This is a genomic window from Reyranella sp., from assembly GCF_965249915.1.
GTDB lineage: Bacteria > Pseudomonadota > Alphaproteobacteria > Reyranellales > Reyranellaceae > Reyranella.
The window spans coordinates 3,738,121-3,760,219 of sequence record NZ_OZ252257.1 but is presented as its reverse complement, the minus strand read 5'-3'; the positions used below and the strand labels follow the sequence as shown (position 1 = coordinate 3,760,219).

Here is a 22,099-nt window from a genome sequence, read left to right as displayed (position 1 = left end):
ATGGCCGGCCGTCTCGTCACTGCATTGGGTTCGTCGTCTGCGACGGCGGAAGCCTTTTCCGACACAGCCACCCTGCGCCACATGCTTCGCTTCGAAGCCGCGCTTGCCGTGGCAACGGCGGCCGCCGGTCTGATTCCGAAGCGCGCGGCCTCCGTGATCGTGACGGCGTGCGATGCCTCGCTCTACGATCCGGCCCCGCTCGGCGAGGCGGCGCGCCGGACGGCGACGCTGACCGTGCCTCTGGTGAAGGCGCTGACCCAGGAAGTCGCCCGGCGCGACGCCAAGGCGGCGGACTATGTCCATTGGGGCGCAACCAGCCAGGATGTCCTCGACACCGCGATGGTGCTGCAGCTCGGCGAGGCGGTGCCGCCGCTCCTGAAGGCGCTCGACGGCATCGTCTCTGCCTTTGCGCGTCTGGCAAAGAAGCATCGTGCAACGCCGATGTTGGGCCGCACCCTGCTGCAGCCGGCGACGCCGCTCGCGCTCGGGCAGAAGATCGCGGGCTGGGCCTCCGACATCGACCGCGCCCGGCGGCGCCTCATCGAGAGTTTCGGCGAAACGCAGATCGTGCAGTTCGGCGGCGCCTCGGGAAGCCTGACGGCGCTGGGACCGGAAGCCGAGCCGGTGATGAAGGTTCTGGCGAAGCAGCTGAAGCTCGCACTGCCGCCGGGACCGTGGTTCACGCAACGGGTCCGGGTCGCGGCCTTCGCGCAGGATTGCGCGCTTGTCGTCGGGGCGCTCGCCAAGGCCTCGCGCGACATCGCGCTGATGATGCAGTTCGAAGTCGGTGAGGCTTCCGAGCCGTCGGGGCCAGGACGCGGCAGCTCCTCCACCATGCCGCACAAGCGCAATCCGGTCGGCGCGGCCCTCGTGCTCTCGGCCGCGGCGCGGGCGCCGATGCTGGCGGCGACCATCGTGTCGGCAATGCCTCAGGAACACGAGCGTGCACTGGGCGGCTGGCAGGCCGAATGGCCGACGCTCGCGTCGCTCGTCGAAGCATTGGGATCGGCGGTCGAGGTGATGGCAGAGGTCGCGTCGGGCCTCACCATCGATACAGCGGCGCTGCAGGACAATATGGACGCCGCCGAGGCCGCCGTCTTGGCCGAGCGCGCGACGTTCCTGCTGGCCCGGAAGATGGGCAAGCGGGAGGCGCATGCGCTGGTCGAGCAGGCGCTGGCCAAGGGCGGATCCTTCGCCCAGGCGCTGGGTCGGCTCGAAGCCGAGCTGGCCGACCGCGCGGCCCTGGTTGGTTATTCGCCGAAGTTCGTCGATCGGCTGCTGGCGGACCTGAAACGGAGGTGATCCGCCGGGCGGCGCTGCCACTCTGGCACGGGAGTCGCATGCCCATGGCAGGCATTTCCCCGTCAGGAGGCGACCATGAAGCTCTCGCGCCGTTCGTTGTTGGCTGGAACGACAGCGCTTTCCCTGCCTCGGGTCGCTTGGGCGCAGGAAAAGATCGTTCGCTACGGCATCCCGATGACCGACATCCCGCTGACGACGGGCCAGCCGGATCGCGGCGCCAATGCCTATCAATATACCGGCCTCACCCTCTACGATCCCTTGATCGCCTGGGAACTCGACGTGTCGGACCGGCCAGGCAAGATGATCCCGGGCCTCGCGACCGAGTGGAAGGTCGGCGACGCGGACAAGACCTTGTGGACGTTCAAGTTGCGCGACGGCGTGAAATTCCATGACGGATCGGCCTTCGACGCCGATGCGGTGATCTGGAACTTCGAGAAGATCTTCAACAAGGATGCGGCGCAGTTCGACCAGCGCCAGGCCGCCCAGGTCCGGCCCCGCCTGCCGAGCATGGTCAGCTATCGCAAGACCGGTCCGATGGAAGTCGAGATCAAGACCAAGTCCGTCGACTCGCTCTTCCCCTATCAATTGCTGTGGTTCCTGGTCTCGAGCCCGGCGCAGTGGGAGAAGGTCGGCCGGGACTGGAACAAGTTTGCCTCCGCGCCCGCCGGCACCGGTCCGTTCAAGCTCGCCCGGCTGGTGCCGCGCGAGCGGGCCGAACTGGTGAAGAACGAGGCGTACTGGAACCCCAAGCGTCTGCCCAAGGTCGATCGCATCGTCCTGATCTGCGCGCCCGAGGATTCCGGTCGCAGTGCCGCGCTGATCTCCGGCGCCTTCGACATGATCGATGCGCCGGGGCCCGACATCATCGATCGTCTGAAGCAGAGCGGAGCGCGCATCAGCACCAACGTCACGCCACATGTCTTCAACTATCATCCCTCGCTGGTCGAGGGCTCGCCCTGGACCGATATCAGGGTGCGCAAGGCCGCCAATCTCGCGATCGACCGCGACGCAATCGTGAAGCTGCTCAACGGGCTGGTGCAGCCTGCCTATGGCGAGGTCGACCGGACCAGCCCCTGGTTCGGCAAGCCCACCTTCGAGATCAAGTACGCGCCGGACGCGGCGCGCAAGCTGATGACCGAGGCCGGCTACGGCAAGGCCAATCCGATGAAGGCCAGGATTTCCATCCAGGCCGGCGGCACCAACCAGATGGTCAACGAGGCCATCCAGGAGATGCTGAAGGAGAGCTTCATCGCCATCGACTTCAAGCCCGTCGAACTCAAGGCGCTGATGACGGGGTGGCGCAGCGGCGCCAAGGCCGAGATGAACAAGGACGTGACGGCGACCAACGTCACCCACGTCACGTCCGATCCGTTCTACGCGGTGAATCGCTTCTTCGCCTCGGACCAGGTGGCGCCGGTCGGCGTGAACTGGAGCAGCTACAAGAATCCCGAGGTCGACCGGCTGGTGGTCGAACTGCAGAACACGTTCGACCCCGACAAGCAGGATGCCCTGGCGGCGCAGATTCACGCCAAGGCCGTCGACGATGCCGTGATGATCTGGATCTATCACGACAGGACACCGCGCGCACTGTCGTCGCGCATCAAGTCCTATACGCAAGCCCAGAGCTGGTTCCAGGATCTGGCGCTGATCGCGACGTGACTATTTCAAAGGCCCGTCATCTCGACCGGAGCGCGCAGCGCGGAGCGGAGAGATCTTCTCTCGACGACTTGCCGGCTTTTGGTGGAGCGAAGGTGTCTCCACTCCGCACCTTCGGTGCTGCGGTCGAGACGACGGGGTTTTCTTGTGACCGGCTCGCTCCAACCGCCGTCGAAACTAAACGTACTCGACCTTCAGGATCTCGATCTCTTCCTCGCCGCCGGGCGTGTTCATGCGCACGGAATCGCCTTCGTTCGCCCGCATGACGGCGCGGGCGATCGGCGAGATCCAGCTGACGTGGCCGCGGGCGGGATCGACCTCGTCGACCCCCACGATCTTGACCGTCCGCTCCTCGTCCTTCGAATTCACGTAGGTGACGGTGGCGCCGAAGAACACCCGGTCGGTTTTGGGTCGCTTGGCCGGATCGACGACCTCGGAGCGTTCCAGCCGCTTGCTGAGGAAGCGGATGCGGCGATCGATCTCGCGCAGGCGCTTCTTGCCGTAGAGGTAGTCGCCATTCTCCGAGCGGTCGCCGTTGGCGGCGGCCCAGGACACGACCTGTACGACCTCGGGCCGCTCCTTGCGCATGAGCGTCATCAGCTCCTCGCGCATGCGCTCGAAGCCCTGCGGGGTCATGTAGTTCTTGGCGCCGGGAGGCAATCCGCCGACATCGTCGGGCAGGTCGTCCTCGTCGCCGTCGTCGCTTTCCTTGGTGAAGGCCTTGCTCATTTCGATCCTTAATCTATCAAGTCGGGGCCGATGACCACCAGTCTCTCCCCCCGCATGCAGCGCTCTTCCGGCGAAAGCCGGGTCACCTTCGACCTGCGGGACGGCAAGACACGCCTGGGCGACCTCTACCAACGCCACCCCTGCCGGGTTTTGTTCCCCAAGCCGGAGGTGGGCGAACCGCCGCAGGCCGTGATGATCACCACGTCGGGCGGCGTGACGGGCGGCGATGCCCTGAAGATGGCGGTCGAGATCGGACCGGGAGCGGAGGCAGTGGCGACCACGCAGGCGGCGGAGAAGATCTACCGCGCCTCGCGGGGTAGCGCTCCCTGCACGATCGAGGTCGATGTGCGGGTCGCCGAGGGCGCGACGCTCGACTGGCTGCCCCAGGAGACGATCGTCTTCGAGGGCGCGCGTTTGAAGCGCCGGACGGTGGCCGAAGTGGTCGAAGGCGGCTCGCTTCTCGCCTGCGAGATGGTGGTCCTTGGGCGCGGCGCTTCGGGCGAACGCTTCACGTCCGGCCTGCTGCTCGACGCCTGGTCGGTGCGCCGTCCCGGTCGTCTGGTCTGGACGGATACGTTGCGCGTCGAAGGCGAGACGCCGGACGGCGCGGGTTTCGGGGCCGCCAATGCTCTGGCGACGGTGATCGGCGTGTGGGATACGCCCCAACCGCATTTCGAGAAGGCCCGCGCCTTGCTCGAAGCTGCAGATGAAGTGCGGGCGGGCGTCACCGTCGTGAACGGTATCCTGGTCGCGCGCCTGCTGGGCGAAGCGACCGCGGTGCGCCATGCGACGATCCGGTTTCTGACCGAATTTCGCGGCCGTCGCTTGCCTCGCGTTTGGCATGTTTGATGCAAACCGGGTCGCGCTATAGTCGGGCCCAACCGGCAGGGGGAAACGGTCGATGAATCTGACGCCGCGTGAGAAAGACAAGCTCCTGGTGGCCATGGCAGCCGTCGTGGCACGCCGCCGCCTGGAACGCGGCGTGAAGCTCAACTATCCCGAGGCCGTGGCGCTGATCACCGATTTCGTCGTCGAGGGCGCGCGCGACGGTCGTTCGGTCGCCGACCTGATGCGCGACGGGGCGCACGTGATTTCGCGGGGCCAGGTGATGGACGGCATCGCCGACATGCTGGCCGAGATCCAGGTCGAGGCGACCTTTCCCGACGGCACCAAGCTCGTCACCGTCCATGCGCCGATTCGCTGAGGAGAGACGCCATGATTCCAGGTGAAATCCTCCCGAGCGCCGGCGAGCTCGAACTCAACAAGGGCCGCAACCCGATCACCATCGAGGTCGCCAATACCGGCGACCGGCCGATCCAGGTTGGGAGCCACTATCATTTCTTCGAGACCAACGACGCCCTGAGGTTCGACCGCAAGCGGACCAAGGGCATGCGGCTCGACATCGCCGCCGGCACCGCCGTGCGCTTCGAGCCGGGCCAGTCGCGCACCGTGCGGCTCACGCCCTACATGGGCGGCCGCGAGAGCCATGGCTTTCAGGGACGGGTCGGCGGCAAACTCGGTCCCATCGCCAAGGTCGGACCCTCCAACGAAGGCCCGACCCGCATCTCGCGCTCGGCCTACGTGCATATGTTCGGTCCCACCGTAGGCGACAAGGTCCGGCTGGCCGATACCGAGCTCTTCATCGAGGTCGAGAAGGATCACACGATCTACGGCGAGGAAGTGAAGTTCGGCGGCGGCAAGGTGATCCGCGACGGCATGGGCCAGAGCCAGCGCACGCGCGCGCAGGGCGCCGTCGACACCGTCATCACCAATGCCCTGATCGTCGATCACTGGGGCATCGTGAAAGCCGATATCGGCCTCAAGGGCGGGGTGATCGTCGCGATCGGCAAGGCCGGCAACCCCGACGTCCAGCCGGGTGTCGACATCATCATCGGTCCCGGCACCGAAGCGATCGCGGCGGAAGGCAAGATCATCACCGCGGGCGGCATCGACTGCCACATCCATTTCATCTGCCCGCAGCAGATCGACGATGCGCTCTACAGCGGCGTGACGACGATGATGGGCGGCGGCACCGGCCCGGCGCATGGCACGCTGGCGACGACCGTGACGCCCGGCCCCTGGCACATGGGGCGCATGCTGCAGGCCGCCGAAGGCCTGCCGATGAATCTCGGCTTCTTCGGCAAGGGCAACACCAGCAAGCCGGCCGGCCTCAAGGAGCAGATCGAGGGCGGCGCCTGCGGCCTCAAGCTGCACGAGGACTGGGGCACGACCCCGGCCGCCATCGACAACTGTCTGAGCGTCGCCGACCGCTACGACGTCCAGGTCGCGATCCACACCGACACGCTGAACGAATCGGGCTTCGTCGAGACGACGCGCGCCGCCTTCAAGGGCCGCACCATCGCGACGTTTCACACGGAAGGGGCGGGCGGGGGCCATGCGCCGGACATCATCCGCCTGGCCGGCGAGAAGAACGTGCTGCCCAGTTCGACCAACCCGACCATGCCCTACACGGTCAACACCGTGGACGAGCATCTAGACATGCTGATGGTCTGCCATCATCTCGATGCCGCCATCCCCGAGGATGTGGCCTTCGCCGAAAGTCGCATCCGCAAGGAGACCATCGCGGCGGAGGACATCCTCCACGACATGGGCGCCTTCTCGATGATGTCGTCCGACAGCCAGGCGATGGGCCGGGTCGGCGAGGTCGTGATCCGCACCTGGCAGACCGCCGACAAGATGAAGAAGCAGCGCGGGCGCCTGAAGGAAGAGAAGGGCGACAACGACAATTTCCGCGTGAAGCGCTACGTCGCCAAGTACACGATCAATCCCGCCATCACTCACGGCATCGCAAAGCATGTCGGCTCGGTCGAAGTCGGCAAGCGCGCCGATCTCGTGATGTGGTCGCCGGCCTTCTTCGGCGCCAAGCCCGACATGGTGCTGATCGGCGGCTCGATCGTTGCTGCGCCGATGGGCGATCCCAACGCCTCGATCCCGACGCCGCAGCCGGTCCACTACCGGCCGATGTTCGGCGCCTTCGGTCGCAGCCTCGTGACGAGCCCCGTCCTGTTCGTCTCCCAGGCCGCCATCACCAAGGGCGTTGCCAAGAAGTGGGGCCTCACCCGCTCGCTGCTGCCGGTGAAGGGCACGCGCAAGATCGGCAAGAAGAACATGATCCACAATTCGACCTGCCCGAAGATCGACGTCGATCCCGAGACCTACGAGGTGCGGGCCGATGGCGAGCTGCTGACGTGCGAGCCGGCGACGTCGCTGCCGATGGCGCAAAGGTATTTTCTGTTCTAGGCACGGCGCATGCGACCCCAAGATTGTCATCCCGAGCGCGGCGAGGGACCCTTCCTGCGGCTTCAAAGGTCCCTCGCTGCGCTCGGGGTGACAATTGGGGCTTGTTGCGCGATGGGAAGCCCATGAAGCGCGCCATAGAGGTCGTGCGCGCCGGCCGCTGGCCGGCCTCCGAGCGAACCGACACCGTCACGCTGCTGTTCGACGATCGCTACCGGCGCCGGCTGCGCATGCTGGGCGACGGTGGTCTCGATTTCCTGCTCGACCTGGTCGAACCCGTGGTGCTGCACACCGGCGACGGGTTGAAACTGGAGGAGGGCGGTTTCGTCGAGGTGAAGGCCGCCGACGAGGATCTCGTCGAGGTGCGCGGCCGTGACGCCGCGGCGTTCGCGCGTCTCGCCTGGCATCTCGGCAATCGCCACCTGCCGACGCAGATCGACAGCGATCGCATCCTGATCCGCGACGATCACGTCATCGTCGACATGCTGAAGGGCCTCGGCGCCGAGGTGCGCAAGGTCCGCGCCCCCTTCGATCCGGAGGGCGGCGCCTACGGCCAGCACAATCACGACACCGGACACCGGCATGGCGAGCTGCACGCGGAGCGCCATGGTTAGCCCGAAGGGAGGCGACCCGCTCTACCGGCTGCTCGCCTGGCTGTCGCCGGCCTATCCGATCGGCGCCTTCAGCTACAGCCACGGCGTGGAGACGGCGGTGGAAGAGGGGCTGATCCGGGACCGCACCTCGCTGGTGGCGTGGCTGGACAGCGTCCTGCGGCTCGGGACCGGCGCGGTCGACGGCGCCCTGTTCGCGGCGGGCTGGCGGGCGGCCGTCGAGGCCGACTGGCCCGCGTTCGACGCCGTTGCCGAGCGCGCCGCTGCCTGGCGCGGCACCTCGGAAATGGCGCTGGAATCGCGCCAGCAGGGCGGCTCGTTCCTCTCCATCACCCGGACGGCCTGGCCGCATGCCGCCCTCGACGAGGCGCACCGGCGCCTCGACGGCGAACTGGCCCTGCCGGTCGCCGTGGCGCTCGCCGCCGCGGTTCACGGCATCGCGCTCGAACAGGCGCTGGCGGCCTATCTCCACGCCTTCACCGCCAATCTGATCTCGGCAGCGCTGCGGGCCGTGCCGCTCGGTCAGACCGACGGCCAGATCGCCCTGGCCTCGCTCGAAGCTTCGGTCAACGAAACGACCCGGGCCGCCATCGCTGTCGACTCCCTGGACGAGGTCGGAACGGCGACGCCGCTGCTCGACTGGTGCTCGCTCCGTCACGAAACCCAATACACGCGGCTTTTCCGTTCATGACAGCCCTGATGGCTCTTCTTCTGACGATCGGCGTCGGCGCCATTGCCGTCATCCACGTGGTGTGGGGGCTGGGCAGCCACTGGCCGGAAGCGAGCGAGGAGGCCCTGGCGCGGAGCGTCGTCGGCGACGGACGCCGCCGCATGCCGCCGGCCTGGCAGTGCTTCCTGGTGGCGCTGGTCCTCGCCGTGATGGCTCTATGGCCTTGGTACGTGCTGGGGCGTATCGACCAACCCGCGGTGCTGGCGGGCACCTACATGATCGCCGGCATCTTTGTCGCGCGCGGGATCGCGGGCTTCAGCCATCGCTGGAAGGCACATTTCACGATCGAACCGTTTGCCACGCGCAACAGACGATACTATTCGCCTTACTGCCTGTTGCTCGGCGTGGGATATATCGCCCTGGTGGCTGGAGAACTGGACAAATGAGCCTGCGTGGTCCGCTCAGAGTGGGGGTCGGCGGCCCTGTCGGATCGGGCAAGACCGCGCTCGTCGAACGCCTGTGCAAGCGCATGCGCGATCTCTACGACATCGCCGTCGTCACCAACGACATCTACACCAAGGAAGACGCCGAGTTCCTGACCCGTGCCGGCGCGCTGGCGCCCGAGCGCATCGTGGGCGTCGAGACGGGCGGTTGCCCGCACACCGCGATCCGCGAGGACGCCTCGATCAATCTCGCCGCCGTCTCCGACATCGTTCGCAAGTGGCCGGATCTCGAGGTCATCTTCGTCGAATCCGGCGGCGACAATCTCGCCGCGACCTTCTCTCCCGAACTGGCCGACCTCACGATCTACGTGATCGACGTCTCTGCCGGCGAGAAGATCCCGCGCAAGGGCGGCCCGGGCATCACGCGGTCGGACCTGCTGGTCATCAACAAGATCGACCTGGCGCCGCTGGTCGGCGCCGACCTTGGCGTCATGGATCGCGACGCCCGCAGAATGCGCGGTCAGCGGCCTTTCATTTTCTCCAATCTCAAGGAGAATAAGGGCCTGGAAGACATCGCGGCCTTCATCGTACGGCAAGGCGGCCTGCCTGCACGGCTGAACTAGAAGATAGGAGCACTCAATGAACATTCGAACGATCCGCCTGGCGGTTCTGCTCGTTATGGTGGCAAGCCCCGTGCTGGCCCACCCGGGGCATGAGACCTCGGGATTCGCTCATCCCTTTACCGGCGTCGATCACCTGCTGGCGATGATCGGTGTTGGCGTATGGGCCTCGCTGCTGGCCGCAAAGCGCCCGGCAGCCGCGTATCTCGTGCCGGCTTCCTTCATCGCGATGATGCTAGTTGGAGCAGCTGCCGGATTCGCGGGCATTAAACTGCCCATGGTAGAGGCGGGTATCGTTGCATCGGTCCTGCTGCTAGGCGCGCTCATCATGGCTGCAGTGCGTATGCCGTCTGCGTTGGCCATGGCCATCGTCGGACTTTTTGCGGTGTTCCACGGCTACGCCCATGCCATCGAAGCGCCGACGAGCGGGACCGGCCTCTACATCTTGGGCTTCGTTGCGGCCACGGCCTTGCTGCATGCTGCGGGCCTGGGACTCGGCTGGGTTGCGCGCCGCGCCGTCGGCGACCTGGGATTGCGCGCCCTGGGCGGCGCCGTGATGGCCGGGGGCGCGCTCGTCCTGATCGCCAACTAATCCTTATCCCAAGGGCATCCGGCGGGTTTGGCACGACTTTCGCATTCCTTGATTTTTGACGGGGAGAGTCCGTCGAAAGACAAGGAGAGCGGGATGAAATTGGGAACACTCATGCGGACGGGCCTCGTTGCCGCCGGCCTCGTGGCCAGCGCGGCGACCAGCGCGTTTGCCCAGGCGGGGGAGACGATCAAGGTCGGTATCCTCCATTCACTGTCGGGCACGATGGCGATCAGCGAGACGACCCTGAAGGACGTCGTGCTGATGATGATCGAGGAGCAGAACAAGAAGGGCGGCCTTCTGGGCAAGAAGCTCGAGGCCGTTGTGGTCGACCCGGCGTCGAACTGGCCGCTGTTCGCCGAGAAGGCGCGCGAGCTGCTGCAGAAGGAGAAGGTCGCGGTGGTGTTCGGCTGCTGGACCTCGGTCAGCCGCAAGTCCGTGCTGCCGGTGTTCGAGGAGCTGAACGGCATCCTCTTCTACCCGGTCCAGTACGAGGGACAGGAGAGCCAGCGTAACGTGTTCTACACCGGCGCCGCGCCGAACCAGCAGGCGATCCCGGCCGTCGACTACCTGATGAGCAAGGACGGCGGCGAAGTGAAGCGCTGGGTCCTGGCCGGTACCGACTACGTCTATCCGCGCACGACCAACAAGATCCTCGAGGCGTACCTGCTCCAGAAGGGCGTCGCGAAGGAAGACATCATGATCAACTACACGCCGTTCGGTCATTCCGACTGGCAGTCGATCGTGGCCGACATCAAGAAGTTCGGCTCGGCCGGCAAGAAGACCGCCGTCGTGTCGACCATCAACGGCGACGCCAACGTTCCCTTCTACAAGGAACTCGGCAACCAGGGCATCAAGGCCAAGGACATCCCGGTCGTGGCCTTCTCGGTCGGCGAAGAAGAGCTGGCCGGCATCGACACCAAGCCGCTGGTCGGCCATCTCGCGGCCTGGAACTACTTCCAGTCGGTCAAGGATCCGACCAACGCTGAGTTCATCAAGACCTGGCAGGCCTTCACCAAGAACCCGAAGCGCGTGACCAACGATCCGATGGAAGCTTCGGTGATCGGCTTCAACATGTGGGTCGAGGCGGTCAAGAAGGCCGGTACGACCGATCCCGACAAGGTGATCGACGCGATCATCGGCATCAAGGTCCCCAACCTGACGGGTGGTGTCTCCGAGATGCTGCCGAACCATCACATCACCAAGCCGGTGCTGATCGGCGAGATCGAGGGCAATGGCCAGTTCGACGTGGTGTGGAAGACTCCCGGCCTCGTCCCGGGCGCCGCGTGGTCGCCGATCCTCGACGACTCCAAGAACCTGAAGGCTGATTGGACGAAGCCCGTGAACTGCGGAAACTTCGACACGGTCGCCAACAAGTGCATCGGCAAGGCGGCCAAGTAGGTCGACGCGCAGGACTCACAGGACGGGGCGACTTTGTTGGTCGCCCCGTTTCCATCTCCCGGGGTTAAGTCACAGCACATGCTTCTTCATCGACCGTTCTCGGTCCTGCTCTCCGTGCTGGCGTCGCTGGCACTGGCCGGAGCGGCCCTCGCGGCCGACCTCACGGTCCTTGTCGGGAATCTCACCTCCGGCGGTTTGAGCGAGCGCGAGGCGGCGATCACTGCGCTGGCGACGTCGGGCGACGAACGCGCCGCGCCGATCCTCGAAGCCCTCGGGGCCGGGCAGCTCTATATCCGAAATTCCGACAAGCTCGTGGTCATCGGCAAGCCCGACGGCAACAAGCTGGCGCTGAGCGAAGCGATCTCCGGCAAGCCGGCCGGCAGTGCCGTCGAGGCCGACCTGGAACGCGTGAGGGTCAACAACCGCCTGCGCGGCACGATCGAAGCCGCTGTCGGTTCGCTCACCCTGATGAGCCCCAACGCCAAGGTCCGGCTCAACGCCGCCGACGCGCTCTTCAAGCGCCGCGATGCCACGGCTCTGGCGGCCCTCGACCAGGCACTGGCCACCGAAAAGGATCCCGGCATCAAGCGCGCTATGAGCGAGGCGCGTGCCGCCATCGTGCTCGCGACCCCTGATTCGCCGGCGGCCCAGAAGCTCGCCGCGATCGGCGTGGTCCGTGATCGTGCCGACCGCGATTCTCTCGGCATTCTCAAGACCGTCGCTGCCACCTCCGACGGCGAGGTCAAGACGGCTGCCACGGCGGCGGCCGATTCGATCGAGCAGACGCTGGCCGCCTGGCAGATGGCGCAGAACGTCTGGTACGGCATCTCTCTCGGCTCCGTGCTGCTGCTGGCCGCCATCGGGCTCGCCATCACCTTCGGCACCATGGGCGTGATCAACATGGCGCATGGCGAGATGGTCATGCTGGGCGCCTACACGACCTTCGTCGTCCAGGAGGTCATCCGCACGTCGGCGCCGCATCTGTTCGACGTCTCGCTGGTGATCGCGCTGCCGCTCGCCTTCCTCGTCTCGGGTGCCATCGGCATCCTGATCGAACGCACCATCATCCGCTTCCTCTATGGCCGTCCGCTCGACACGCTGCTCGCGACCTGGGGACTGTCGCTCGTGCTGCAGCAGGCGGTGCGCTCGATCTTCGGCTCGTCCAACCGGGAGGTCGGGGCGCCGTCGTGGATGTCGGGGGCCTTCCAAATCGGCCAGCTCAACATCACCTATGGGCGACTCTGGATCGTGGTGTTCGCCCTGATCGTGTTCGCCTCGCTGATCCTGTTGCTGCGCAAGACGCCGCTCGGCCTCTACATGCGTGCCGTCACACAGAACCGCCCGATGGCGTCGGCCGTGGGCATCCGCACGCCGCGGGTCGACGCGCTGACCTTCGGTCTCGGCTCCGGCATCGCGGGCCTGGCGGGCGTGGCGTTGAGCCAGATCGACAATGTCAGCCCCAACCTGGGTCAGGGCTACATCATCGACTCCTTCATGGTCGTGGTGTTCGGCGGCGTCGGCAACCTGTTCGGCACCTTGATCGGAGCGTTGACGCTGGGCGTCGTGAACAAGTTCCTCGAACCCTACGCCGGCGCGGTGCTGGGCAAGATCCTGGTGCTGGTGTTCATCATCCTGTTCATCCAGCGCCGGCCGCGCGGGCTGTTCGCGCTGAAGGGACGTTCGGTCGAATAATGGTCACACGGTTCCTCTGGCAGGGCATGACCCGTAACCTGCGCCTCTTCGTCCTGCTGGTTCTGGCGGTCGGCATCCTCGTGCCGCTGTCGAACCTGCTGCTGCCGGTCGACAGCGCCTTTCGCATGCCGTCCTGGGCGGTGCAGCTCGTCGGCAAGTATCTCTGCTATGCCTCGCTGGCGCTGGCCGTCGATCTGGTCTGGGGCTTCTGTGGCATCCTCACGCTCGGCCATGCTGCCTTCTTCGCGCTCGGGGGCTACTGCATGGGCATGTACCTGATGCGCCAGATCGGTACGCGCGGCGTGTATGGCAATCCTCTCCTGCCGGATTTCATGGTGTTCCTGAACTACAAGGAACTGCCCTGGTTCTGGCACGGCTTCGACAGTTTCTGGTTTGCCGCACCGATGATCGTCCTTGTGCCGAGCCTGCTCGCTCTGGCGCTGGGCTGGTTCGCCTTCCGCAGCCGAGTCACCGGCGTCTATCTGTCCATCATCACCCAGGCGATGACCTTCGCCCTGCTGCTGGCCTTCTTCCGCAACGACATGGGGCTGGGCGGCAATAACGGCCTGACCGACTTCAAGGACATCCTCGGCTACTCGGTCCAGTCAGACACGACGCGCGCCGTGCTGTGCTTTGTCTCTGCCCTCGCGCTGGCGATCTTCCTGGTGATCTCGGCCGCCGTTGTCGGCTCGCGCTTCGGCAAGGCTCTGACCGCGGTACGCGATGCCGAAAGCCGGATGCGGTTCCTGGGCTACCGGGTCGAGCGTTACAAACTGTTCGTCTTCGTGCTGTCGGCGGCAATGGCGGGCATCGCCGGCGCGCTCTACGTGCCGCAGGTCGGCATCATCAATCCCGGTGAGTTCTCGCCCGGCAATTCGATCGAGGCGGTGCTGTGGGTCGCGGTCGGCGGGCGGGGCACGCTGATCGGGCCGGTGATCGGCGCCTTCATCGTGAATTTCGGCAAGACCTGGCTCACCGGCGCGCTGCCGGAGGTCTGGCTGTTCGCGCTCGGCGCCCTGTTCATCGTCGTGACGCTGCTGCTGCCCAAGGGCGTCGTCGGCCTGTGGAACCAGTTCCGGAATCGATCGCGCGAGCGGCAGGCGAGGGCTGCGGCATGAAGGCCCCTGGCATCACTCACGCGCGCTCCACGTCGGCGCTTCTCTATCTCAGCGGCGTCAGCGTCTCGTTCGACGGCTTCAAGGCGCTGAACAATCTCTCCCTGCTGATCGAGCCGGGTGAGATGCGGGCGATCATCGGGCCCAATGGCGCCGGCAAGACCACCATGATGGACGTGATCACCGGCAAGACCCGCCCCGATTCGGGCGAGGTGGTGTTCGACGGCAGGGCCGACCTCACCAAGCTCGACGAGGCCAGCATCGCCACCCTCGGCATCGGCCGCAAATTCCAGAAGCCCACCGTGTTCGAGAACCATACGGTGCGCGACAATCTCCTGCTGGCGCTGGCCGGCATGCGGGGCTGGTACCAGTTGCTCATGGCGGCGCCCAGCAAGGCCGAGAACGACCGGCTTGAGGAGATTCTGTCGATCATCCGCATGGGGCCGCAGCAGCACATGCTGGGCGCCCGGTTGAGCCACGGCCAGAAGCAGTGGCTCGAGATCGGCATGCTTCTGGCGCAGAATCCCAAGCTGATGCTGGTCGACGAGCCGGTCGCGGGCATGACCGACGTCGAGACCGAGACCACCGCGCAGGTGCTGCGCGAGGTCAACAAGTCGCATTCGGTCGTCGTGGTCGAGCACGACATGAGCTTCGTGCGCGCGCTGGGCGTCAAGGTGACTGTGCTGCACGAGGGCTCGACCCTGGCCGAGGGTTCGCTCGACCAGGTGAGCGCCGACCCGCGCGTTGTCGAAGTGTACCTCGGACGATGACGATGCTTTCAGCCCAGAACGTCAATCTCTACTACGGCGCCGCCCAGGCGCTGCGCGGCGTGTCGCTGACGGCCACGATCGGTCGCGTCACCTGCCTGCTCGGACGCAACGGCGTCGGCAAGACCAGCCTGCTGCGTGCCATCTCCGGCATGCAGTCCATTGCCTCGGGAACCATCCAGGTCGATGGCCAGGAAGTCTCGAAACTGCCGCCCTACGAACGCGCCCGCCGCGGCGTGGCGCTGGTGCCGCAGGGCCGCGAGATCTTCCCGCTGCTGACGGTGAAGGAGAATCTCGAGACCGGCTTCGCGCCGGTCGGCCGCGAGCACAAGAAGGTGCCGGACGAGGTGTTCGAACTCTTTCCGGTGCTGCAGTCGATGCTGAAGCGCCGCGGCGGCGATCTCTCGGGCGGCCAGCAGCAGCAGCTGGCGATCGGCCGCGCCCTCACCATGCGGCCCAAGCTCCTGCTCCTCGACGAGCCGACCGAAGGCATCCAGCCCTCGGTCATCAAGGATATCGGCCGCGCCATCGTCTACCTGCGCCAGCGCGGCGACATGGCGATCGTGCTGGTCGAACAGTATCTCGACTTCGCCCATGAACTCGCCGACGACTTCGCGGTCATGGATCGCGGCGAGGTCGTTCTCTCGGGCACCCGCGAAACCTTCGACGTCGAGGCCGTGCGCAAGCACATGACTGTTTAGGCACGCCTCCCTTCCGGGTGTCAGGGCATTTTACCGCCACGCACTTGTCGGTAGGTCTCAACCAAGTAGGAATCAGTCATGCCTGATATGAAGTCCGTAATGCTGAGAAGCTTATGCGTGGGCAGCGACGGAAAGAATCTGACGATGTCTGTTTGGACATATCTTCCATATCTCGCAAGGATTGCAATCTTACGGCGTTGAACCCGTCCAAAGTTGATACCTGCGATTGCCCGCCTGTCAGGCTCCAGTTGAATCAGTGGATGGAACTCACTGATCTCCGATCTTTCCAATCGGCCTCTTATTGAGGTCCAGTTCTCTGCGATCAAATCAACCAGATGCAGTTGATTGACTGGGTTGACTATCGAGACTTGGCGTCGAACCCGTCGCGCCCTCGGTACACTAAGAAGTTCGGGGCGTGTAATAAATCGGCGTAGCTCCGCTCTGTCCCATTCTTCTACCAAAGCAGCCGCGTGTTGAGCGTACTGTTGGGTAGAAAATGGAGGTGGTAGCTCTGCCGGGAAGTAGCCTGATGCGATCAGACGCCGTAGCCGAGTCGATCGAGAGCTAATGAGTAAGCCATTCGGTGTTCGCATTCTTGCATTGGTAAATAAATTGCGCGGCCAATGCAACTATAAATAGAAATATTCAGTGGGCCCTTTGACTGACAGACCTAAAAAAGTGGCGTCTGCGCGCCCCGCACCAGCCGGCCGGAACGCTCACCCGTCAGCTCGTCGTTCTGCAGCGTCTCGACGCCGGCATTGAACGTGTGCCGGTAGCCCGAGGCGCGCTGAATGAGGCGGCGGCCGCCGGTCGGCAGGTCGTAGGCAACCTCGGGGCGCTTCAAGGTCAGGGCGTCGAAGTCGATCACGTTGATGTCGGCCTTGTGGCCCGGCGCCAGCAGGCCGCGGTCCATCAGCCCGTAGGCCTCGGCCGTGCCGCGCGTCTGCTTGGCGATCAGGAACTCGAGGTCGAGCTTCGGTCCGCGCGTGCGGTCGCGGCCCCACAGGGTCAGCAGCGAGGTCGGCGAGGAGGCGTCGCAGATGACGCCGACATGGGCGCCGCCGTCGGCGATGCCCAGGACCGATGCGGGATCGGTGATCATCTCGTGCACCACGTCGAGGCTGCCATAGGCATAGTTCTCGAAGGGCAACATCAGCAGGCCCTTGCCGCCGCGTGACATCATCTCCTCGAGCGCCACCGCCTGCGGCGTGCGTCCCGTGCGCTGCGCGATGGCCGCGATCGAATCCTTGGCTTGGGGCTCGTAGTCGGGCCGCTCGCCGATCGGGAACATCCGGTCGAAGGCTTCGGCCATGAAGGCGCGTGGGTTGGGCTCCTGCTGCGTCTCGGTGAGCGCCTTGCGCAGGTCGGCGTCGGTGGCGAGGCGCTGGTAGCGCTCCTCGGGCGACAGCTTGCGCATGTCGAGCCAGGCGCGATGACCCGCGAACGGATGCGCCGTCGTCTCGAGGCCCATGATGACGCCGATCGGCCGGGAGCCGACCTGCGCGTTGGCCATGCGGCCGCTGCGGCGCACGGCGTTGATCTGGTCGAGCGTCTCGCGCCACAGCCTGGGCTGCGCATCGACCTGCACCAGCAGGCAGGAGAGCGGACGGCCGGCCAGCTTCGCGGCCGCGTCCAGCGCTTCGAACTCGCCCGGCCCGAAGTCGGAATTGACCTGCAGCACGCCGCGACCGGCGCGCTTCATGCCCTGGGCAATGCCCAGCAACTCGGCTTCGCGAGCACTCAGCGTGGGCGTGAAGCGGCCGTCACGGGCCTTGTGCTTGGTGGTGCGCGAGGTGGTGAAGCCCATGGCGCCCGCGTGCAGCGCTTCCTCGGTGAGACGGGCCATCTCCTCGATCTCGCGTTCGGTCGGCACCTCGGCATGCTCGGCACCGCGATCGCCCATCACGTAGAAGCGCAGCGCGCCATGCGGCAGCTGTGCGGCCACGTCGACCGCGCGATCCATCGAGGCCAGCGCATCGAGATAATCGGGAAAGGATTCCCAGTTGAACTTCACGCCCTCGCTGAGGACGGTGCCGGGAATGTCCTCGACGCCTTCCATCAGGTTGATGAGGTAACCCGAGGCGCCGGGCCGCACCGGCGCGAAGCCGACGCCGCAATTGCCGAACACCGTCGTCGTGACGCCATGCCAGGAGGACGGCGTGACGAACGGGTCCCACGTCGCCTGTCCATCGTAGTGGGTGTGGATGTCGACGAAGCCTGGGGCGACGATCAGCCCGTCGGCGTCGATCTCGCGCTTGCCCTGTCCCAGCTTGGGACCAACGGCGACGACGCGATCACCTTGCACTGCAACATCGGCGATTCGGCGCGGGGCGCCCGAGCCGTCGATCACGGTTCCGTTTCGGATGACGAGGTCAAACATGGCGGGGAGGATAGGCCCTGAGGGTCGCCCCGGTCTATGTTGGGCTTTCCGTAAGCCATCCCGTCCGGGGGACCGACCTTTGCAGAAACCGCTTCTCTTCACGCCGCTCAAGATGCGCGGCGTCACCGCACCCAATCGCTGCGTCGTTTCCCCCATGGTCCAGTTCCGCGCGACGGACGGGCTGGTGAACGACTTTCACCTCGTCCATCTCGGCAAGTTCGCGCTGGGCAGGTTCGGCACCGTCTTTACCGAGAATTGCGCCGTGGAACCGCGGGGCCGTGTCACGCAGGGCGATCTCGGCCTGTGGGACGACGGACAGATCGCGAGCCACAAGCGACTGACCGATTTCATCCGCGGCGAGGGCGTGCTGTCGGCGACCCAGATCACCCATTCGGGTCGCAAGGGCTCGACGCCGCGCACCTTCGACAAGCGCGGCCAGTTTGGACCGGAAGGCGCCGGCTGGAAGAAATGGGAAGTGGTCGGCCCGACCGAGCTTGCGGCGGCGGAGGGCTGGCTGAAGCCGCGAGCCCTGTCGGTCGCCGAGATCGAGGAGCTGGTGCAGAAGTTCGCGGCTGCGGCGAAGCGGGCCGATGCGGCGGGCTATGACGTGCTCGAGGTGCACGGTGCGCACGGCTACCTGCTGGCGCAGTTCCTCTCGCCGATCAGCAACACGCGCAACGATCAGTATGGTGGCGACCGCGCCGGCCGCATGCGCTTCCCGCTCGACGTGGCGCGCGCCGTGCGCCAGGCATGGCCGGAGAACAAGCCGCTGTTCGTGCGCGTCTCCGCCGTCGATGGCGGTGGCGGCTGGGACGTCGACGACACGGTGGCCTTCGCGCAGGAGCTGAAGGCGATCGGCGTCGACGTGATCGACTGTTCCTCTGGCGGCATTGCCGGCGCCGCAACCGCGGCCGGCGTGAAGCGCGGTCTCGGCTTCCAGGTGCCGTTCGCTTCGGCCGTGAAGAAGCAGGCGGGCATCGCCACGATGGCGGTCGGCCTGATCCTCGACGGGCCGCAGGCCGAGGCGATCCTGCAGGCCGGCGACGCCGACCTGATCGCGATCGGCCGTCAGGCGCTCTACGAGCCGTTCTGGGCGTTGCACGCCGCGCAGGCGCTGGGCTGCGATCCCGACTTCGAGCTGTGGACGCCGGAATATGGCTGGTGGCTTGAGAAGCGCGAGCACACGCTCGGGCGCAAGTAACAAGATAATCAATAGATACGGGAAACGTTCATGACAGGCATTCTTGCGGGCCTTCGCATCGTCGAAGGCTCGGCATTCATCGCTGCGCCGCTGGGCGGCATGACGCTCGCCCAGATGGGCGCCGACGTGATCCGCTTCGACGACATCAAGGGCGGTCTCGACAATGAGCGCTGGCCGGTCACGCAAGAGGGCCGCTCCATCTACTGGGCCGGCCTCAACAAGGGCAAACGCTCGATCGCCGTCGATCTGCGCAATCCACGCGGCCGCGAGCTGCTCACGGCGCTGATCACAGCGCCGGGTGAGGGCGCGGGCATCTTCACCACCAATATGCCGGCGCGCGGCTGGCTCGCCTACGAGGAGCTGGCGAAGAAGCGCGCCGACCTGATTGCGCTGAACATCATCGGTGCGCGCGACGGTTCGGCCCATGTCGATTACACGGTGAACGCCATTACCGGCTTCCCGATGGTCACCGGTACGGTCGGCCATGAAGGACCGGTGAACGCGGTCTGCCCACCCTGGGATCTCGCCGCCGCCTATGCCGGCGCGCTCTCGCTTCTGGCCGCCGAGCGCCATCGCCGCATGACGGGGCAGGGGCAGAAGATCGTGTTGCCGCTGCAGGACATGGCGCTCGCGACCACGTCGGCGCTGGGCTACATCGGCGAAGCGGTCGTGAACGACGTCGACCGGCCGCGCTTCGGCAACGAGATCTTCGGCACGTTCGGCCGCGACTTCCGCACGAAGGACGGCGGCTTCGTGATGATCTGCATCTTCTCGGACCGCCATGTCGACGCATTGGCGGCGGCCGGTGGCTTCACGGATGCCTTCCGGAAGATCGAGGTCGAGACCGGCGTCGATCTCAAGAGCGATGCCGGCCGATGGGACGCGCGCCAGCAGCTCATTGCCGTGATCGAGCCGTGGGTCGCGGCCCACGATGCGGCGGATGTCTCGGCAGCCCTGAAGAAGGCCGGCGCCCTCTGGGCGCCCTACCAGACGTTCCGCGAGCTCGCGGCCGACAAGGTGAACGTGCTCGATAATCCGATGTTCACCATCCTCGATCAGCCCGGCATCGGCCGCTATCCGGTCGCGGCCTCGCCGATGCAGTTCGGCGCCGTGCCGCGCCAGCCGCCGCAGCCGGCGCCGGTCCTCGGCCAGCATACGGACGAGATCCTTTCCGGTATCCTCGGCCTGGCCGGCCACGAGATCGCCCGGTTGCATGATGACAAGGTCATTGGTGGCCCCCGATAGGATTCTCATCGCCGGCGGCGGAATCGGTGGACTGGCGACAGCGCTGGCGCTCGCCCAGAAGGGCATCGCCTCGCTGGTGCTGGAGAAAGCGAGCCGCCTCGGCGAGATCGGAGCCGGCATCCAGCTCGGGCCCAACGCCTTCCACTGTTTCGACCGGCTCGGGGTCGGCGAGGCCGCGCGCGGCATGGCGGTCTATATCGACCAGCTGCGGCTGATGGATGCGCTGGCCGACGGCGAGATCTGCCATATCGATCTCGGCGACAGGTTCCGCGCACGTTTTGGCAATCCCTACGCCGTCGTCCATCGCGGCGATCTTCATGGCGTGCTGCTGAAAGGCTGCCAGGATCATCCGCTGATTGCGCTGCGCACCAGCGCCGAGGTCACCGGATACGATCAGGATGGCAGCTCAGTCGTCGCCCGGCTCCGCAACGGCGAGACGGTCACGGGGCGCGCCCTGATCGGAGCCGATGGGCTGTGGTCGAACGTGCGTGCGCAGGTGACCGATGACGGTCCGCCGCGCGTGTCGGGACACACGACCTACCGTTCGGTGATTCCGACCGATCAGATGCCCGAGGATCTGCGCTGGAACGCCGCCACCCTTTGGGCGGGCCCGAAGTGCCACATCGTCCACTATCCGCTGTCGGGCTGGAAGCTGTTCAACCTGGTCGTGACCTATCACAACCATGCCCCCGAGCCGGTCGCCGGCAAGCCGGCGGACACGGAAGAGGTGCGCGAGGGCTTCCTGCATGTCTGCGAACGGGCGCAGACCATCATACGTCGTGGCCAGAACTGGCACCTGTGGGTTCTCTGTGACCGTGACCCGGTCGACCGCTGGGTCGACGGGCGGGTGGCGCTGCTGGGCGACGCTGCACACCCCATGCTGCAGTACATGTCACAGGGAGGCTGCATGGCGATGGAGGATGCCGTGTGCCTCGCGGATTCGCTGTCCCGCAGCGATTCCGTCGAGACCGGTCTCGTCACCTATCGTGACCGCCGTGTCCTGCGCACCGCAAGAACACAGCTGATGTCCCGCGAGATGGGCGATCATGTCTATCATCCGGCCGGCCCGCATGCGGCCTTGCGCAACGCCATCATGGGCGCACGGACCCAGGACCAGTGGCTCGACACGCTCGAGTGGCTTTACGGCGGCAACGGCCTCGGCTAGGGCTGCAGCTTCGTAGGGTGGGTCAGCGGAGTTTCAGGGATGCGCCACGTCTTCTTCGTCCTCGCCTTGCTGTGCACCGCGCTGAGCGCGGGCATCTTCTATTCCTTCTCGACCATCATCATGCCGGGCCTCGATCTCGGCGGTGCCGCCTCGGCCGTCAACGCCATGCACGGCATGAACACCACCGTGCGCGGCCCGATCTTCGCCATCGTCTTCTTCGGTGCTCTGATCCTGCCGCTGCTGGCCGCGCTGGGCGCCCGCTCGGCCGGTCATCGCAGCGCCGCGCGCCTCGCGGGCCTCGCCGCACTGATCCATGCCGCCGCGGTGATCGGTGTCACCTTGCAGGTCAATGTGCCGCTGAACGAGACGCTCGCCACCGTGGCCGGCGCCGACGCCAATGCCGCGAGCTACTGGAAGGACTTCTCCGTGCCGTGGGCGCTGTGGAACCACATCCGCACTCTCGGCGCGATCCTGGCCTTCCTCTGCCTGCTCGGTGCCTGGGCGGTCGACCTGACGTCGGCCGGCCGCCGGTCGTACGGTCTGCGCTGATCGCG

The 22,099-nt window shown here is 66.1% G+C and carries 21 protein-coding genes; 19 read left to right on the top strand and 2 right to left on the bottom strand.

The features are described from left to right. Both pcaB and ACP15H_RS18600 read left to right on the top strand, forming a co-directional pair. A complete protein-coding gene (gene pcaB, locus ACP15H_RS18605) occupies window positions 1-1,302 on the top strand; it encodes a 3-carboxy-cis,cis-muconate cycloisomerase (RefSeq protein ID WP_425067642.1) in 1,302 nt (433 codons plus the stop codon). 75 nt (window positions 1,303-1,377) lie between these two features. After that, on the top strand, window positions 1,378-2,961 hold the full coding sequence (locus tag ACP15H_RS18600) for an ABC transporter substrate-binding protein (RefSeq protein ID WP_425067641.1): 1,584 nt from the start codon (window positions 1,378-1,380) through the stop codon (window positions 2,959-2,961). A gap of 174 nt (window positions 2,962-3,135) precedes the next feature. On the opposite strand, the gene greB is transcribed toward ACP15H_RS18600, so the two are convergent. After that, window positions 3,136-3,687, bottom strand: coding sequence for a transcription elongation factor GreB (greB, locus tag ACP15H_RS18595; protein ID WP_425067640.1), 552 nt, complete (start codon window positions 3,685-3,687; stop codon window positions 3,136-3,138). Window positions 3,688-3,717: 30 nt separating this feature from the next. Between greB and ACP15H_RS18590 the strand changes: the two genes are divergently transcribed. The 13 genes from ACP15H_RS18590 (at window position 3,718) to urtE (ending at window position 15,554) form a co-directional block, all read left to right on the top strand. After that, window positions 3,718-4,536, top strand: coding sequence for an urease accessory protein UreD (locus ACP15H_RS18590; protein WP_425067639.1), 819 nt, complete (start codon window positions 3,718-3,720; stop codon window positions 4,534-4,536). Window positions 4,537-4,588: 52 nt separating this feature from the next. Further along, window positions 4,589-4,891 (top strand): urease subunit gamma, encoded by a 303-nt coding sequence (locus tag ACP15H_RS18585; RefSeq protein WP_425067638.1) that lies wholly within the window; start codon window positions 4,589-4,591, stop codon window positions 4,889-4,891. A gap of 11 nt (window positions 4,892-4,902) precedes the next feature. Beyond that, window positions 4,903-6,948: an urease subunit alpha gene (gene ureC, locus ACP15H_RS18580; protein WP_425067637.1), complete on the top strand. Its 2,046-nt coding sequence runs from the start codon at window positions 4,903-4,905 to the stop codon at window positions 6,946-6,948. Between the two features lie 122 nt (window positions 6,949-7,070). After that, window positions 7,071-7,559 (top strand): urease accessory protein UreE, encoded by a 489-nt coding sequence (locus ACP15H_RS18575; protein ID WP_425067636.1) that lies wholly within the window; start codon window positions 7,071-7,073, stop codon window positions 7,557-7,559. After that, complete coding sequence (locus ACP15H_RS18570) at window positions 7,552-8,247, top strand: urease accessory protein UreF (RefSeq protein WP_425067635.1); 696 nt, start codon at window positions 7,552-7,554, stop codon at window positions 8,245-8,247. Before ACP15H_RS18575 ends, ACP15H_RS18570 begins: the two co-directional genes overlap by 8 nt. A gap of 8 nt (window positions 8,248-8,255) precedes the next feature. Continuing rightward, window positions 8,256-8,672 carry a DUF3995 domain-containing protein gene (locus ACP15H_RS18565; RefSeq protein WP_425067634.1) on the top strand — a complete coding sequence of 139 codons (417 nt, stop codon included), beginning with the start codon at window positions 8,256-8,258 and terminating at the stop codon, window positions 8,670-8,672. Further along, on the top strand, window positions 8,669-9,292 hold the full coding sequence (ureG, locus tag ACP15H_RS18560) for an urease accessory protein UreG (protein WP_425067633.1): 624 nt from the start codon (window positions 8,669-8,671) through the stop codon (window positions 9,290-9,292). Before ACP15H_RS18565 ends, ureG begins: the two co-directional genes overlap by 4 nt. A 16-nt stretch (window positions 9,293-9,308) precedes the next feature. Continuing rightward, complete coding sequence (locus ACP15H_RS18555) at window positions 9,309-9,881, top strand: HupE/UreJ family protein (protein ID WP_425067632.1); 573 nt, start codon at window positions 9,309-9,311, stop codon at window positions 9,879-9,881. A 93-nt stretch (window positions 9,882-9,974) separates the two neighbouring features. Further along, complete coding sequence (gene urtA, locus ACP15H_RS18550) at window positions 9,975-11,279, top strand: urea ABC transporter substrate-binding protein (protein ID WP_425067631.1); 1,305 nt, start codon at window positions 9,975-9,977, stop codon at window positions 11,277-11,279. A gap of 78 nt (window positions 11,280-11,357) precedes the next feature. Further along, window positions 11,358-12,971 (top strand): urea ABC transporter permease subunit UrtB, encoded by a 1,614-nt coding sequence (gene urtB, locus ACP15H_RS18545; protein ID WP_425067630.1) that lies wholly within the window; start codon window positions 11,358-11,360, stop codon window positions 12,969-12,971. Further along, entirely contained in the window at window positions 12,971-14,089 is a 1,119-nt protein-coding gene (gene urtC / locus ACP15H_RS18540; protein ID WP_425067629.1) for an urea ABC transporter permease subunit UrtC, read from the top strand. The genes urtB and urtC overlap by 1 nt, the downstream gene beginning before the upstream one ends. Further along, complete coding sequence (gene urtD / locus ACP15H_RS18535) at window positions 14,086-14,856, top strand: urea ABC transporter ATP-binding protein UrtD (protein ID WP_425067628.1); 771 nt, start codon at window positions 14,086-14,088, stop codon at window positions 14,854-14,856. The genes urtC and urtD overlap by 4 nt, the downstream gene beginning before the upstream one ends. A 2-nt stretch (window positions 14,857-14,858) precedes the next feature. Next, entirely contained in the window at window positions 14,859-15,554 is a 696-nt protein-coding gene (gene urtE, locus ACP15H_RS18530) for an urea ABC transporter ATP-binding subunit UrtE (RefSeq protein WP_425069927.1), read from the top strand. 670 nt (window positions 15,555-16,224) lie between these two features. Here urtE and ACP15H_RS18525 read toward each other — a convergent pair. After that, the gene (locus ACP15H_RS18525; protein ID WP_425067627.1) at window positions 16,225-17,934 is read right to left on the bottom strand and encodes an N-acyl-D-amino-acid deacylase family protein; all 1,710 of its coding nucleotides are present in this window, start codon (window positions 17,932-17,934) and stop codon (window positions 16,225-16,227) included. Window positions 17,935-18,013: 79 nt separating this feature from the next. Between ACP15H_RS18525 and ACP15H_RS18520 the strand changes: the two genes are divergently transcribed. Genes ACP15H_RS18520 through ACP15H_RS18505 form a run of 4 tightly spaced genes read left to right on the top strand, consistent with a single transcriptional unit; the run spans window position 18,014 to window position 22,094 of the window. Next, window positions 18,014-19,135, top strand: a complete 1,122-nt coding sequence (locus ACP15H_RS18520) for an NADH:flavin oxidoreductase/NADH oxidase (RefSeq protein WP_425067626.1) — start codon at window positions 18,014-18,016, stop codon at window positions 19,133-19,135. A gap of 30 nt (window positions 19,136-19,165) precedes the next feature. After that, window positions 19,166-20,380 carry a CoA transferase gene (locus ACP15H_RS18515; RefSeq protein ID WP_425067625.1) on the top strand — a complete coding sequence of 405 codons (1,215 nt, stop codon included), beginning with the start codon at window positions 19,166-19,168 and terminating at the stop codon, window positions 20,378-20,380. Then, on the top strand, window positions 20,367-21,545 hold the full coding sequence (locus ACP15H_RS18510) for a 3-hydroxybenzoate 6-monooxygenase (RefSeq protein ID WP_425067624.1): 1,179 nt from the start codon (window positions 20,367-20,369) through the stop codon (window positions 21,543-21,545). The genes ACP15H_RS18515 and ACP15H_RS18510 overlap by 14 nt, the downstream gene beginning before the upstream one ends. A gap of 39 nt (window positions 21,546-21,584) precedes the next feature. Next, window positions 21,585-22,094, top strand: a complete 510-nt coding sequence (locus ACP15H_RS18505) for a DUF1772 domain-containing protein (RefSeq protein WP_425067623.1) — start codon at window positions 21,585-21,587, stop codon at window positions 22,092-22,094. The last annotated feature ends 5 nt before the right edge of the window (window positions 22,095-22,099 follow it).